Genomic DNA, 14112 nt, shown 5'->3' with positions numbered 1-14112 from the left:
CCGCTGGAACCCTCCCGGACCGAGCCCGCGGCGACCTAGACTCCGGACATGACCGATGATCCGCGGATCCACACATTCGGTGACGACGCCCTCGGCGACCTGGACGCGACCGGCGTCGCCGCCCGCATCGCGGCCGGTGAGGTGTCGTCACGGGAGGTCGTGCAGGCGGCCATCGACCGCGCCGAGAAGGTCCAGGGCAGGCTGAACGGTATCCAGGCCCGCGACTTCGAGCGAGCCCTGAAGCTGTCCGATACCCCGCGCCGCGGCGTCTTCGCCGGTGTACCGACGATCGTCAAGGACAACGTCGACGTCGTGGGGCTGCCCACCGGGCAGGGCAGTGCCGCGTTCACCCCCGCCCCCGCCGACCGCAACAGCGACTTCGTGGACCAGTTCCTGTCGACGGGCTCCGTCTCCATCGGCAAGAGCCGGCTGCCCGAGTTCGGGTTCAGCGCCTCCACCGAGTACTCCGACGCCGATCCGGTCCGGAACCCGTGGAACCCCGAGTACTCGTCCGGTGCGTCGTCCGGCGGTTCGGCGGCGCTCGTGGCGTCCGGCGCTCTACCCTTCGCGCACGCGAACGACGGGGGCGGCTCCATCCGAATTCCCGCTGCGGCATGCGGGCTCGTCGGTCTGAAGCCGACCCGCGGCCGCACCATCCCCGATGCGACCGACAAGACCATGCCGATCCGGATCGTCACGCAGGGCGCCATCAGCCGCTCGGTGCGCGACACCGCCCGCTTCTACGCCGCGGCCGAGCAGTACTACCGGAACCCGAAGTTGCCGCCGATTCGCCTGGTGGAGGGTCCGGCCGCAACGCGGCTGCGGGTCGGCGTGATCGCCGACTCGGTGACCGCGGTGCCCACCGACGACGAGACGCGCAAGTCCGTGGCATCCACCGCCGATCTGCTCGACGAACTCGGCCACCATGTCGAGGAGGCGTCGCTGCCGGTCGGCGAGGACTTCATGCGCGACTTCAAGCTGTACTGGGGCTTCCTGTCCTTCGCGATCCTCGCCGGCGGGAAGCGGATGTTCGGACCGACGTTCGATCCGAAGAAGACCGACAATCTCAGCCGCGGACTGGATGCGATGTACCGCAAGCACATGGTCGAGACACCCCGCATGCTGTACCGGTTGCGGCGCACGGCCCGCACCTACTCCCGAGCGTTCCAGAAGTACGACGTCGTGCTCTCCCCGGTCCTCGGACACACCACCCCCAAGCTCGGGTACCTCTCCCCCGCACAAGATTTCGACACACTGTTCGAGCGCCTGGTGACCTACGCCTCGTTCACCCCGCTCAACAACGCCTCCGGCGGACCGGCCATCTCCCTCCCACTGCACCGGACGTCGAACGGTCTGCCCCTGGCCTCGCACTTCTCCGCGAACCACGGCGACGAGCGCACCCTCCTCGAACTCGCCTTCGAACTCGAGGCCGCCCGGCCCTGGGCCCGGATCCAGGACCCCGACTGACCCGACACCTGTCCGCCCCACCTCCCGACCCACCTCGAGCGATGAACGGGAGCTCACGGCACGGTTCGGGTTCGGGGCGTGCCGTCAGTTCCCGTTCGACGCGGTCAGCACCGCGACGATGTCGTGCTGGCCGCGGGACTGCGCCTTCTGCAGCGGCGTGCGGCCCCGCGCGTCGCGGATCGACGGGTCGGCGCCGGCGTCGAGCAGCGGGACACGACATCGAGGTACCGGGCCGATCCGTCGCCGTAGACGATCGCCTCGTGTAGCGCCGTCCAACCCGGGTCGTTGACGTGGTTCACCGGCACCCCCGCCCGGATCAGGGTCCGCACGGTCTCCACGTGCCCGTACTCGGACGCCGGGATCAGCGCGGTCCCACCGAATCGGTTGGTGCTGTGCATATCAGCGCCGCCGCCACGGCGACCGCGTTCGCCTTGGTCGCCTCCACCAGCGGGGTCCGGCCGCCCGCACCCCGGGCCTCTGCATCGGCTCCGCCGGCGAGAGCGTCGCGCACTCGGACCGCGTCGCCCGTCCGTACCGCCGCGAAGAGCGCCCCTTCGAGTTCCGGCGTGGACACCGGCGTGGGTACGGGCGACGCGACGTCGGAAGACACTGGCGTGGAATATGTCTCGGGCACCTCGGCGCTGCCGCACGCGGCCGCCGTCAATGCGACGGCGGCCAGCAGGACGGCAGCCCTCACTGCAGGCTCCCGGCGATCTCGGCGAGTCCGGCTGCGGCGCAGGCCTGGTCGGCGTTGCCGTCGGGCGCACCGCCCACCCCGATGCCGGCGATCGACGCGTTACCCACGTTCACCGTGACACCACCGGGCAGGAACAGCGTGCCGGGCAGGTCAGCAACGGTCGGGCCGTCGCCCTTCGCGCGGCCGGTGAGGTCGCTGGTGTTCGCACCGAACGCGGCGGCCGTGTAGCCCTTGGCCCGCGACGCCTCCACGGTGTGCTGGGCCGCGTTGTCGCCGCGCAGCATCGCCTGCACGTTGCCGAAGCGGTCCACCACCGAGACGGTGACGTAGCCGAGGCCGTCGGCCTGGCACTTCGCGAGCGCGGCCTGCGCGGCGCGGCCGGCGGTCGCCACGGCCAGCCGGTTCGCGGAGACGGTGCCCTTGTCGGCGGCGCCGGGCTGTTGCGACGAGACCGCGGCGGGCGCGACCTCCATGGCGGTGGGCGGAGCGGCAGCGTCGTCGGTCGATCCGCAGGCGGCCGCGGCCAGCAGGGCAACGGTGGGGACGGCGATCGCGAGGGCTCGGGGCAGGCGGAGGGAGGTGGTCATCTTCGGTCCTCTCGGAGGTGGTGAATCGATCGATTCGAGCCTCGCTCCGACGGCTGTTCGACGGCATCGCCCGCCCGTCTGCGCTGGTCTCGACCCTCCGGCCACGCAGACATCATCCGAATGGCCGATCCGCGCGGGTTGCGGTCTCCGTAGGATCGGGCCGTGCAGGACAAGTCGGCGTTCCGCGGACCGATCGGGGTCGCGATCCACCTCTCGTTCTACGTGCTGCTCGCGGCGTCCACGGCCCGCTACCTCACGTATCACGGGTTCGGCGACCGCTGGGTGGTCATCGCGAGCCTCGTCGCCGTACTCGCGGCGCTCTACATGGTGGTCGTGGTGACCTCGCGCCGCGGCGCGGTGTGGCAGCCGTGGGTGTGGCCGGTCCTGAGCACGTGGGTGGCACTGGTGTGGCTCGCGCCGAGCTTCGCGTGGACGGCGTTCCCGATCTTCTTCCTCTGCACCCGCGCGTTCCCGCGGTGGCTCGCGTTCCTGGTGGTCGCCGCGCTGGCGGTGTTCACCGGCATCGAGTTCGTGTCGTTCAGCGGGCGGACCGAATGGGCGGTGTTCCTGGCCCCGCTGTGCACGGGCGCCCTCATCGTCCTCGCCTACGGCCAGGTGGAGCGCGACAGCGCCGAACGGGAACGACTGCTCGGTGAACTCGTCACCGCCCAGTCCAGGCTCGCCGAGACCGAGCGGGAGGCCGGCGTGCTGTCCGAACGCGAACGGCTCGCGCGGGAGATCCACGACACCGTCACACAGGGACTCACCAGCGCGCTGCTGCATCTCGAGGCGGCCGAGCAGGTGTGGGAGCAGCCGGGGCCACGGGCGCGGGAGGAGGTCCACGTCGCAACGGCGTCGCTGCGCGAGAACCTGGCCCAGACCCGGGATCTGGTCCACTACCTGAGCTCCCCCGACCTCGAGACGCAGACGCTGGAAGCGGCGCTGCTCGCCGCCGCCCGCGGATATGTTCCGTCGGCGCAGCTTCGGGTGATCGGCGAACCGGCGCCGCTGCCGTCCGCCGTCGAGCACGCACTGTTGCGGATCACGCAGAGCGCGGTGTCGAACATCCGCCGGCACGCCCACGCGCAGACTGTGGGGGTGACCCTGACATACCTGCCCGACGCCGTCGCCCTGGACATCTTCGACGACGGCGCCGGCTTCGACGTGGGCGACCGCAGCGGATTCGGACTGACGGCGATGCGGAAGCGGGTCGAGGCGCTCGGCGGGACATTCTCGGTGGAGAGCGCACCCGGCGAGGGCACCGTCGTGGCCGCCCAGGTTCCGGTCGGGGGTGCGGCGTGATCTCCGTGCTGCTGGTGGACGACCACCTCGTGGTGCGCGCGGGGCTGCGCGCCCTGCTGGACTCGCAACCCGACATCGAGGTGACCGGCGAGGCCGACACCGGCGAGGACGCCGTCGCGCTCGCCGCGGACCGCGCACCGGATCTGATGATGATGGATCTCGCGCTCGGCGCCGGAATCGATGGGGTGGAAGCGATTCGACGCATCCGCGCCGCCCGGCCCGACCAGCCGGTGCTGGTGTTCACCACCTACGACACGGATGCCGACGTGGTGCGCGCACTCGACGCGGGCGCGATCGGCTACCTGCTCAAGGACTCCGCGCCGCGGGACATCTTCGCCGCGATCCGCGGCGCGGTCGTGGGCCAGAGCGTGCTGTCGCCGCCCGTCGCGGCCCGCGTGCTCGACCAGATGCGCCGACCCGACCAGGCCCTCACCGCACGCGAGGCGGAACTGCTGACCCTGCTGGCCGAGGGCCTGACGAACAAGGAACTGGGCCGGCGGCTGTTCATCAGCGAGGCCACCGTGAAGACCCACCTCGCCCACATCTACGCCAAGCTCGGCGTCGACTCTCGTGCCGCAGCCGTCTCGATCGCCCTGCGGCGGGACGGGATTCGCTGAGGATACCTATCTGTTTCGGGTGAGCAGCCTGACCTTGCGGGTGGTGCCGGTGCCTTCGAGGGCGTCGCGCAGGCCGTCACCGAACGTGGAAAGCGCCAGAACGGTTGCGACGATCATGACCGCAGGCGCGATCAGCGCGGCAGGAGCGGTGTAGACGTTGTCGAATGCATCGCGCAGCATGCTGCCCCAGGATGTCTGCGGCGCCTGCACGCCGAGCCCGAGGAAGCTCAGCGATGCCTCGGCGACGATCGCAACGCCGGCGGAGAAGGTGAGCTGCACCAGAATCGGGGACGCAGCGTTGGGAAGCACATGCCGCCACAGCAGCCGCCACTGCGAACATCCCAGTGCCCGACAGGCTTCGATATAGGTTTCGGTGGCGACAGACTCGGCGGCTCCGCGGGCGAGACGGAAGAGTGACGGCGCAAGCACGATACCGATGGCGAGCATCGCGTTGGTCAGTCCCGGGCCGAGGATGCCGACGACGGCGATGGCCAGGATCAGGGGCGGCAGCGACTGCAATGCGTCGGAGATCCGCGACAGCACGGCCCCCACCCAGCCGCCGAGCAATCCGGCGAGCAATCCGAACGGGATTCCCAACAGCGCGGCGACGCCGACGGCCTGCACGATGGCCGCGAACGTCACCGACGCTGCGTCCAGCAGTCGGCTGAGATTGTCGCGGCCGTACAGGTCGGTCCCGAGGAGGTGCGCTCCGTCGGCCGGGGCGAAACTGTTCGACAAGTCCTGCGCATTCGGGTCGTACGGTGCGAGCAGGCCGCCGAACGCGGCCAGCAGCATCACAACGACGAGGAATCCCAAGGCGACCATCGCCAACCGGTTGCTCCGCAGCAACCGGAGCGGGCGACTGGTGGTCCAGAAATGGACGAAGGGATTGGGCGGACGTGTCACCGCGGCATCGGTCGTGCTGATCATGGTCAGGCCTTTCAGACGCGAACGCGAGGATTGAGGTAGCCGTAGGTGGCATCGACGATCACGTTGATCACCACGATGAACACCGCGCAGACCATGACGATGCCGAGGATCACCGGGACGTCGCGAGAGAAGACGGAGCTCACCGCGAGTGTGCCCAGTCCCGGGAGCGCGAAGACGAACTCGACCGTCACCGCACCGGCAAGGACCCGCGAGACCTGCAGGCCCAGCACCGTGACGATCGGTACGCCGGCGTTCTTGAGGCCGTGTTTTCCGATGATCGCTTTCTGCAGCAGACCTTTGGCGCGAGCAGTGCGTATGAAGTCCCGGCCCAGCACGTCGACGAGCGAGGCGCGAGTCTGTCGCGCCAGTTCGGCAGCGGAGATGGCGGCGATCGCGATCGCCGGAAGGATCAGATGCTGCAGCCACGCACCTGCTCCGTCGGTGAGCATCGCGTATCCGGTGGCAGGGAAAATCGGACTGAGGATTGCCAACGGGATCACCAACGCCAGCGCAACGATGAACGGCGGCACCGCGATGGCCACACTCGAGAGTACGGTCAGCCCCCGGTCCAACCACGAGTTCGGGCGCACCGCAGCGGCGATGCCCGCCGGCAGTCCGACGGCCACCACGATCAGCATCGTCACGAACGTCAGCGAGAGGGTCACCGGAAGTCGTTCGGCGATGATCTGCACCACCGACTGAGTGCTGTAGAGCGAGGTCCCCAGGTCTCCGGTCAGCGCCCCACCGAGCCAGTCGAGGTACCGCACGATCAACGGTTGGTCCAGCCCGAGCGCCTGCCTGGTCTGTTCGATCTGCTCGGCGCTGGCATTGTCACCGGCCAGCGCCGTCGCCGCATCGCCCGGAACGAGATCGACGAGCGCATAGACGAAGAAGCTGACGAACAGCAACATCGGGATCGCCGAGGCGATCCGCTTTGCGATCAGGGTCAGCATCAGGACTCCTTCGCGGTGCCGACCATCGCCGACGCGGCACGCCCCGCGTCCGCTTCGGCTCGTCTGCCGAGGAAGTGCGCCCGCGGATCCGGGATCGCCTCCAGCAAGGTCTTGGTGTAGGCGTGCTGCGGATCGGTGAAAACCTGCTCGGTGGGCCCCATCTCCACGATCACACCCTTGCGCATCACGGCGACGCGGTGCGCGAGGAACCGCACGAGCGACAGGTCGTGCGAGACGAACACATATGCCAGTCCGCGCTCGCGTTGCAGGTCGATGAGCAGGTTGAGCACCTGCGCCTGGATCGAGACATCCAGTGCCGCAACGGGTTCGTCACACACGATGAAATCCGGCTCGGTGGTCAGCGCTCGCGCAATCGCGATGCGCTGCAACTGGCCGCCCGAGAACTCACGCGGATACTTGTCGAGCTGGTCGGCCCGCAGCCCGACCCGCGCCAGCAAGGCGGTCACCGCGGCGTCGCGTTCAATCCCCTTCAAACCGCGGTGGATCGTGAGCGGCTCACCGACCGCCTCGCGGATGGTCATATGGGGGTCGAGAGACGAGAACGGATCCTGGAAGATCATCTGAGCCCGTTGCCGGAACTCGCGCAGCTCCGCCCTGGACAGACCGCGAACATCGCGGCCGTCGAACACGATCGATCCCGAGTCCGGTTCGATCAGTCGCAGGGCAAGACGGCCGACGGTGGACTTGCCTGCACCGGATTCCCCTACGATCCCGACGGTCTCTCCCCTCTCGACGGTGAAGGAGACATGGTCGGTCACCGTGGTACGTTCACGCACCCGACCGAGCAGGTTCCGCTTCACCGGATAGGTCTTGACGAGATCCGATACTTCCAGCAGCGGGCTCATCCCGTGATCCCTTCCAACACCAGATCATTCGCGCGTACACATCGCACCGCCCGCGTGGACTCGGCTGCGGCACCCGCGAGTGGAACGGGGCCGGCTTCGCATTCCGGACCCGCATGGGGGCATCTCGGCGCGAACCGGCACGAATCCGGCCAGTCCCACGGTGCGGGTACCGCTCCCGCGATCGCCTGCAGCGGAGCCGACCGGTCCCGGTGATCCGGAATCGCATCGAGCAGGCCCTGGGCGTAGGGGTGCTGCGGGGACAGAAACAGATCCTCGACCGGTGCGGACTCGATCACCTGTCCGGCGTACATCACATTGACGGCGTCACACATCTGCGCGACGACGCCGAGATCGTGGGTGATGAACAAGATCGCAACCTCGAACTGCTGCTGCACCTCTCGCATCAGATCGAGCATCTGCGCCTGCACGGTGACGTCCAGGGCGGTGGTCGGCTCGTCGGCGATCAGCAGTTTCGGTCGGCACACCATTGCGATCGCCAGCATCACCCGCTGACACATCCCACCGGAGAACTCGTGCGGATAGGCATCGGCGCGCCGCGCCGCGTCGTCGATCCCCACGGCGTCGAGCATCTCCACCGCGCGCGCCCAGGCGGCCTTCCGACCCACCCGTTCGTGCCTGCGCACGACCTCCGCGATCTGCGACCCGACAGAGAAGGCCGGGTCCAGGCTACGTCGGGGCTCCTGAAAGATCATCGACACTTCGGTGCCGCGCACATCCGCCAGCTCACGATCGGTCATGCCGACCAGCTCACGGCCGGCCACTCGGATCGACCCCGACACCTTCGACGTCGCCGCCGGCAGCAATCCCATCGCGGCGAGTGACGTCACCGTCTTGCCGGACCCGGATTCCCCGACGACACCGACCACCGATCCCGCCGGTACCGACAGGTCGACTCCGTCGACCACCCGGGTCCATCCACGATCGGTGACGAAGTCCACCGACAGTCCCTCGACCCGCAACACCGGCTCCGCATCAGCGTGCGTCGACGTCAATCGGCCAGCGACATCGATACTCATGCAACAACTCCCGAACTCTGAGGGCCTGCAGCCACTATGGGACTGTGGCGAAGAAGGGGTTCGCAAATGACTGAAAGCATGTGACAGTTCACATCTTTAACGAACGTTAATCATCTTCCGTCCGAAACGTCAATAGCCGAATGCTCGTGTCCTGTTGTCTACCAACATGTTTACAAACAAGCATGACCGGGGATCGGCTGCCGCGGCGGTCCGATACGCAGAAGATCGCGTTCGGCCGTACCGTCACAGCCAATCCCCGGTCATGCTTTCGTTCATCGGTGCCAGCGTTCAGCCACCACCGGTTCGACGACTCGAGTGGCTACTTCGCCACACCGACGTGCCGTAAGTCAGGGACTCCCTGGATTCGGGACATCGCCATGTCGGTGGCTCCGATGACCTTGTCGGAATAGGCGAACTGAGTGGGGGTCGCACAGATGAAGACGTTCATTGCCTGCTCGGTTGCGATCGAGGCGGTGTCCTCGAGGAGTTGCGTGCGCTGGTCCTCGGTCAGAGCCGGGTCGAACGCTCGATCCAGGGTCTCGTCGAAGCCGGCGGGACGCGGTCCGGGGAACAGCTGGGGCGTCCGGTACCAATACTGGAACGACTGCAGCGAACTCGCCCGTGGCACTCGGCCGTTGAGGACCGCGTCGTACGCATCGCCCTGCGCGAACCGGGCATTCATCTCCGCTTGATCGACTTCTTGATAGTTCACCTTGATTCCGATGTCTTCGAGCTGCGATCGCACCGCGGTCGCAAGTTCAACCACCGGGGAGACCCGCGACGGCGCCATCATGTCGATCTCGAGGCTGCCCGCACCGGCCGACTCGAGAATCTGTCGGGCACGCTCCGGGTCGAAGTCGTATCGAATCGGCGGCTCTTCGAGGTATCCGACGGTTCCCGGCGTGGCGGCCTGCGGATTGGGCGTGCACTGACCGTGCATGATCGATTTGTTGATACCTTCCCGGTCGATCGCGAAGTTCATCGCCTGACGAACCTCCGGCCGCGCCATGTCGGCAGAGTTCGTGTTCACATTCACCACGTACTCCGTGGAGGGCGGGTAGGAGTAGAAGCCGTATCCGCGACCGAGATTCGACGCTTGGGTGTAGTCGACGGGCATCACGTACGCGAGGTCGATCTGGCCGGAGCGCAGAGCGTTGATGCGCGCGTTGCCATCCGCGTAACCGGTGATGGTTATCCGTTCCGGCAGCTGCGCGGACGGGTCCCAGTACCCATCCCTCCGCACGTACGAGATCGAATCACCTACGCGCAGAGTGTCCAGCTTGTACGGGCCGGATCCGACCGGCCGCACGTCGAGATCCGGGTTGTTCACGGCGTTGGGACTGATGAGCATCCCCTCGACGCCGGACAGGACGTACGGAAGATCCGAGGCAGGCCGGTTCGTCCGTATCGTTACCCGCAACGGATCCACAACGTCGATGCCCTCGACCATCGAGAAGAAGCTCGAAACTGTCGATCCGGGTAAGCGCATGGCGCGCTCCAGCGAGGCCTTCACCGCTGTCGAATCGAGCACCGCGCCATCGGAGAACGTGACGTCGTCGCGGAGAGTGAAGGTTACGGATCGGCCGTCCGGTCCGAATTCCCACCCGGTGGCGACCATCGGGGCGAGCACCGCTCCGTTCTCACCGTTCACGATCTGCGTGAGACGATCGTAGAGCGGCGTGAGGTACGGATATGCAGCAACGGTCGAGGGCGCCGTGTAGGGATCCACCGGCCGCGGCGGGAGGAAGTAGCCCACCCGCAGGTGCCCGGCCGGATCGGCTTCGGAGACGGCGGGTCCCGTCGTTGTTCGCTCCTGCGCGGCGGGTTGGCCGCCGCATCCGGTGACGGCGAGCGCAAGGATCGCAGCGGCACCACAGACTTTTGCACCTAGAAATCTCACGATTGTTCCTCTCGCAGGAAGGGTCTCGATTGACGAAAGACGTGGCGGTTCCGCCAATTCGACTCAGGTGAACCGTCTATCGAGGTCGGTTGAACGTCGTTCACACGCCGGCCGGAGCCGTACGCCGGTCGGTCATCGTGATGCTCGCCGACACCGGACAGAACACACCACCAAGTTCACACTGACTGTTGTTCAACGCTTTTCGCCTCTCTTCACCAAGATTCGTGGCACGGCATCGACCGACTCGCGGATCATCGATACCGACCGGCCACTCAGGGCCGGCACGCGAAGCATCCACCGCTCGGGGACTACCTTGCTAGAAGATCATTCTGTTGTCCAGAGAACCGTCGAAATCCCTGTTCGCAGACAGCCCGCCGGCCAGCAGGGCACAGCGTCGGCGCACGCACGGATCGCCCCACGCGGAAGAATCGGAAGATGTCTCTGCTCGCCAGAATCAGCCCTGGCGGAAAGAGCGCCCTGCAGGCACTCTAGCGAGCTAACGAACGATAGATTGGTCTTGACACCGGTCGCTTCACCACTGTTCAATCAGACCTGACTCACGCCGGTGAGCCACGTCACATGACCGGAGGGATGCTCAGCCGATACCGAGGAAACCCCTACCGACACAGACGATCCGCATGGCTCACTGCCATCACGCACGTCCGTCGAGACAGCCGAGGGTTCGAGGCGCAGTTCGAACGCCCGGTGCGGCGGCGGCCCGCAAGGAGGGCTGGCGATATCGAGAATCTCTGAATCGCAGGATGTTTGAGATCCGCTGGTTGTCGTGCAACGACGGCAGCGCCTTGCCCGACGAGGTCGAACTCGCGGCCATCGACATACCCACCCGGGAACCCGCGATGCTGCATCGTCGCCAGCAGCCGATGAGCCGTGGACGAGGCCACCGACAGGTGCTCACTCACCTCCGTCGTTGACCGGCGACTTCACCCCCGGCAGTGCAGAGCCGCCGGGGGCCGACCACCAGGACCCGAGCTCCTCGTCTTCGACCGTTCGAGCCGGCCGTCCCAGGCGTGCCGCTACAGCTGGAACCGCTGTCCGATCCACTCGGAAATCACGTCAGCGACCTGCGGGCGAGTATCGGTCGGCCGGTCGAAGTAGTGATCGCCTGGGATCGTTGCGGCGGTCTTGTCCACGGAGGCAAGGCCGTTCAGGAGTGCCTCGGCGTCGCTGGGGAACACCCCGGTGTCTGCGTCACCGTTGACGACGAATCCCGGCACCGAAATGTTCGCCAGGTGAGGACCGGCATTGCACTGCGAAGTTTCCTGACTCCACATCGAGAGCCATGTCCGCAGTGTGCACGACGTCACCAGGCCCCAGGTCGAGCCGTTCGACTGCTCGGGCTCACCGTGGTAGCACAGGTTCGGCTTGCGACCGTTGGGGTCGATGGTCGGATCCACGAATCGTGGGTCCGCCCATGTCCGCGCGACCGTGAAGACACGATCGCGCTGACCGGCGGCGGCGACGCGCCGCAGCTCGGACTTGGCCCACGCAGTGATCCGAGCATTGCGGTCGCGCTGCGCGGCCCGGTAGCGGGTGAGGAACTCGGCTGTGAACGGTCTCTCCCGCTCGGGGTTCCACAGATCGAGTTCGGGATCGGTGAGTGTGGGGTCGTTCTCGTCGATGACCGCAGGGTCGAGCTGACTGGTCAGTACGTCGGGGCGACCCTGGTGTGCTGCCAGTGCAATGAAGGCGTCGCCCGGTACGAGATCGTCGAGTCCGGGCGCCGGTCGCATACCCGGTAGGGCAACGACATTCGGTTTGGTCGCATGCGACTGGTATGCCGCCATCAGTGAGCATCCACCGGAGTTACCGAGGATGATCACCGACTCGACGCCCATCTCCTCGAGTAGCCACCTCACGCCGACTCCGATGTCGACGAGTGCCCGATCGAGCAGGAAATGCAGTGGATCGTTGCGGAACCGCGTGTTCCAACCCAAGAAGCCGAACCCGCGTGCGGCCAGATGATCGGCCAGGTAGTGCTGGGAGAAGTCGACGTTGTAGTGGGTTGCGATCACGGCAACCTTCGGCCGGGTTCCCCGAGGACGGTGGTAGACGCCCTGGCAGGGCCAACCGCCCGCTCCCGCCCGGAGCTGGCCCGGGGCGGCCAGGCCGACGAACGTGGTCTCGATCTCCGATAGCTGTGTCACGTGTTCCTCATGCCTCCATCAGTTCTTCGTCATGCCATCGTCGGCGTGTCGTCCACGCTGAGGCCGAGCATCGGCAGGCACTGCTCACGAACCTCACTCTTGAGGATCTTGTTGGACAGGCCGCGAGGGAGCGGATCATCCTGGAACAGGACATATTTGGGGGCCTTGTAACGGGCCAGATGCTGACGGCAGTACTCGATCAGCTCGTCGGCGCTCGGCGCTTGTGCTGCGTGCTTGTCGCGTCGTGCGATCAGCGCCGGCACCTCACCCCACTTCTCGTCGGGGGCGGCGATGACCACGAGTTCGCTGATCCCGGGATAGCCCGCGAGCACGCGCTCGATCTCGGCGGGGTAGATGTTGACCCCACCCGAGATCAGCATGTCCTTGGCCCGGTCGACGACGTAGAAGTAGCCTTCCTCGTCCTGCCTGACGAGATCGCCGGTGCGCAGCCAGCCGTCGACGACCGCATCGCTGGTGGCCACGGGATCCTCCCAGTAGCGCTCCATGATCTGGGGCCCGCGCAACCACAGCTCGCCGACATCACCCGGGGCGACGTCCTCCCCCGAGATGCCAACCACCCTGGCCGTCGTCTGCGGCGTCGGGATACCGGTGGAGCCCAGCTTCTTCTCCGACATCTCGCCGGACAGCGCCAGACACAGCCCACCGCTTTCGGTGAGGCCGTAGCCTTGGCACACGTGCAGCCCCCGGCGCGCGAATGCCCGCAGCATCGCGACGGAGATGGCCTGGCCACCCGTGCCGAGCATCCGCACGCTCGACAGGTCGGTCGTCTCGAAGGTCGCGGCCTGGGTGAGCGCCTCCAGAATCGATCCGACCGCGATGAACTGGGTGATACGACGCTCCTCGAAGACCTCGAGGGTCCGTACCGGGTCGAACTCGGCGTCGAGCACGGTCTGACCGCCCACCGAGTACAGCGGCATCCACATCGCGATCAGTCCGCCGGTGAAGGCGAGCGCATAGGGGAAGTACGTGCTGTCGGTGGAGTTCCACGCATCGATCGCGATCCGCTCGGCGCACACCGCGAGCACATTGCGGTGACTGAGCACTGCGCCCTTGGGTACGCCGGTCGTTCCCGACGTGTAACAGATGAACGCCGGATGGTCGCCGGCGAAGAACGCCCGCGGGTCCTCGGGCGCGGACGCAGCCACGACCTCTTCGAACAAACGCTCACCGTCGCGAGGCGCCGCGGTCACGATGAGCCGGTGCCGGCGGACCGCCTGTTCGTCGTACTCGAGGAGGGTGTCCAGCATCGCTCGGTCCGCGACGATCGTCGTCGTACCGCTGCGGTCGATGATCTCGGCCAGCTCCGCAGGTGCCAGCCGGTAGTTCAGCGGCACGAAGGTCGCGCCCAGCTTGAAACAAGCCAGCACCGTCTCGCAGAATTCGATGCAGTTGGGAACGAGTGCCGCCACCCGATCGCCGAGCCCCACCCCGAGGCCGCGCAGTCCTTGCGCGAGCCTCGAGGTGCGGTCGTCCAGTTGTGCCCACGTGAGTTCGCGATCGCCCATCGCGATCGCCATGCGCTCCGGGTCGCGCTGCGCCCAGTACCGCAGTGGTCCAGCAAGATTCATGT

The 14112-nt window shown here is 67.0% G+C and carries 14 protein-coding genes and 1 pseudogene; 3 read left to right on the top strand and 12 right to left on the bottom strand.

Going from position 1 to position 14112, the window contains the following annotated elements:
- The first annotated feature begins 48 nt into the window (after window positions 1-48).
- Window positions 49-1467 carry an amidase gene (locus HUN07_RS01010; RefSeq protein WP_174907411.1) on the top strand — a complete coding sequence of 473 codons (1419 nt, stop codon included), beginning with the start codon at window positions 49-51 and terminating at the stop codon, window positions 1465-1467.
- 84 nt (window positions 1468-1551) lie between these two features.
- Here the strand turns inward: HUN07_RS01010 and HUN07_RS26730 are convergent, their stop codons facing one another.
- The 4 genes and pseudogenes from HUN07_RS26730 to HUN07_RS01000 form a co-directional block, all read right to left on the bottom strand.
- Window positions 1552-1743, bottom strand: coding sequence for a hypothetical protein (locus HUN07_RS26730; RefSeq protein WP_254623063.1), 192 nt, complete (start codon window positions 1741-1743; stop codon window positions 1552-1554).
- Window positions 1744-1748: 5 nt separating this feature from the next.
- A pseudogene (locus tag HUN07_RS26725) lies at window positions 1749-1865 on the bottom strand (ankyrin repeat domain-containing protein); the annotation flags it as partial.
- On the bottom strand, window positions 1829-2164 hold the full coding sequence (locus tag HUN07_RS26720; RefSeq protein WP_254622721.1) for a hypothetical protein: 336 nt from the start codon (window positions 2162-2164) through the stop codon (window positions 1829-1831). The gene HUN07_RS26720 and the pseudogene HUN07_RS26725, both read right to left, overlap by 37 nt.
- A complete protein-coding gene (locus tag HUN07_RS01000) occupies window positions 2161-2751 on the bottom strand; it encodes a GlcG/HbpS family heme-binding protein (RefSeq protein WP_114724037.1) in 591 nt (196 codons plus the stop codon). Before HUN07_RS01000 ends, HUN07_RS26720 begins: the two co-directional genes overlap by 4 nt.
- Before the next feature lie 162 nt (window positions 2752-2913).
- Here HUN07_RS01000 and HUN07_RS00995 point away from each other — a divergent pair, with 162 nt between their 5' ends.
- Together HUN07_RS00995 and HUN07_RS00990 are read left to right on the top strand one after the other, a co-directional pair.
- Complete coding sequence (locus HUN07_RS00995) at window positions 2914-4053, top strand: sensor histidine kinase (RefSeq protein WP_174907409.1); 1140 nt, start codon at window positions 2914-2916, stop codon at window positions 4051-4053.
- Window positions 4050-4670, top strand: a complete 621-nt coding sequence (locus tag HUN07_RS00990) for a response regulator (RefSeq protein WP_174907407.1) — start codon at window positions 4050-4052, stop codon at window positions 4668-4670. Before HUN07_RS00995 ends, HUN07_RS00990 begins: the two co-directional genes overlap by 4 nt.
- A 6-nt stretch (window positions 4671-4676) precedes the next feature.
- On the opposite strand, the gene HUN07_RS00985 is transcribed toward HUN07_RS00990, so the two are convergent.
- From HUN07_RS00985 to HUN07_RS00950, 8 genes are all read right to left on the bottom strand, one after another.
- Window positions 4677-5600: an ABC transporter permease gene (locus HUN07_RS00985; RefSeq protein WP_114724034.1), complete on the bottom strand. Its 924-nt coding sequence runs from the start codon at window positions 5598-5600 to the stop codon at window positions 4677-4679.
- 11 nt (window positions 5601-5611) lie between these two features.
- Window positions 5612-6553 carry an ABC transporter permease gene (locus HUN07_RS00980; protein WP_114724033.1) on the bottom strand — a complete coding sequence of 314 codons (942 nt, stop codon included), beginning with the start codon at window positions 6551-6553 and terminating at the stop codon, window positions 5612-5614.
- A complete protein-coding gene (locus HUN07_RS00975; protein ID WP_174907405.1) occupies window positions 6553-7419 on the bottom strand; it encodes an ABC transporter ATP-binding protein in 867 nt (288 codons plus the stop codon). The genes HUN07_RS00980 and HUN07_RS00975 overlap by 1 nt, the downstream gene beginning before the upstream one ends.
- Window positions 7416-8456: an ABC transporter ATP-binding protein gene (locus tag HUN07_RS00970; RefSeq protein WP_114724031.1), complete on the bottom strand. Its 1041-nt coding sequence runs from the start codon at window positions 8454-8456 to the stop codon at window positions 7416-7418. Before HUN07_RS00970 ends, HUN07_RS00975 begins: the two co-directional genes overlap by 4 nt.
- Before the next feature lie 319 nt (window positions 8457-8775).
- A complete protein-coding gene (locus HUN07_RS00965) occupies window positions 8776-10356 on the bottom strand; it encodes an ABC transporter substrate-binding protein (RefSeq protein WP_174907403.1) in 1581 nt (526 codons plus the stop codon).
- 617 nt (window positions 10357-10973) lie between these two features.
- Window positions 10974-11276 (bottom strand): helix-turn-helix domain-containing protein, encoded by a 303-nt coding sequence (locus HUN07_RS27340; protein ID WP_174907401.1) that lies wholly within the window; start codon window positions 11274-11276, stop codon window positions 10974-10976.
- Window positions 11277-11390: 114 nt separating this feature from the next.
- A complete protein-coding gene (locus HUN07_RS00955) occupies window positions 11391-12521 on the bottom strand; it encodes an alpha/beta hydrolase (RefSeq protein WP_254622720.1) in 1131 nt (376 codons plus the stop codon).
- Between the two features lie 29 nt (window positions 12522-12550).
- Window positions 12551-14110, bottom strand: a complete 1560-nt coding sequence (locus tag HUN07_RS00950) for a class I adenylate-forming enzyme family protein (protein ID WP_174907399.1) — start codon at window positions 14108-14110, stop codon at window positions 12551-12553.
- Window positions 14111-14112 lie beyond the last annotated feature (2 nt).

Origin of the sequence: Rhodococcus sp. W8901, assembly GCF_013348805.1 — a bacterium.
In the GTDB taxonomy this organism is placed as follows: Bacteria; Actinomycetota; Actinomycetes; order Mycobacteriales; family Mycobacteriaceae; genus Prescottella.
Note: the sequence above shows the minus strand (reverse complement) of the source record. Positions and strands in the feature narration are given on the sequence as shown.

What these genes read in the sequence shown, in the direction of transcription:
- HUN07_RS01010 (WP_174907411.1), top strand. Translation starts at nt 49, where the DNA reads ATGACCGATGATCCGCGGATCCACACATTCGGTGACGACGCCCTCGGC.
- HUN07_RS01000 (WP_114724037.1), bottom strand. Translation starts at nt 2,751, where the DNA reads ATGACCACCTCCCTCCGCCTGCCCCGAGCCCTCGCGATCGCCGTCCCC.
- HUN07_RS00980 (WP_114724033.1), bottom strand. Translation starts at nt 6,553, where the DNA reads ATGCTGACCCTGATCGCAAAGCGGATCGCCTCGGCGATCCCGATGTTG.
- HUN07_RS00970 (WP_114724031.1), bottom strand. Translation starts at nt 8,456, where the DNA reads ATGAGTATCGATGTCGCTGGCCGATTGACGTCGACGCACGCTGATGCG.
- HUN07_RS00975 (WP_174907405.1), bottom strand. Translation starts at nt 7,419, where the DNA reads ATGAGCCCGCTGCTGGAAGTATCGGATCTCGTCAAGACCTATCCGGTG.
- HUN07_RS00985 (WP_114724034.1), bottom strand. Translation starts at nt 5,600, where the DNA reads ATGATCAGCACGACCGATGCCGCGGTGACACGTCCGCCCAATCCCTTC.
- HUN07_RS00950 (WP_174907399.1), bottom strand. Translation starts at nt 14,110, where the DNA reads ATGAATCTTGCTGGACCACTGCGGTACTGGGCGCAGCGCGACCCGGAG.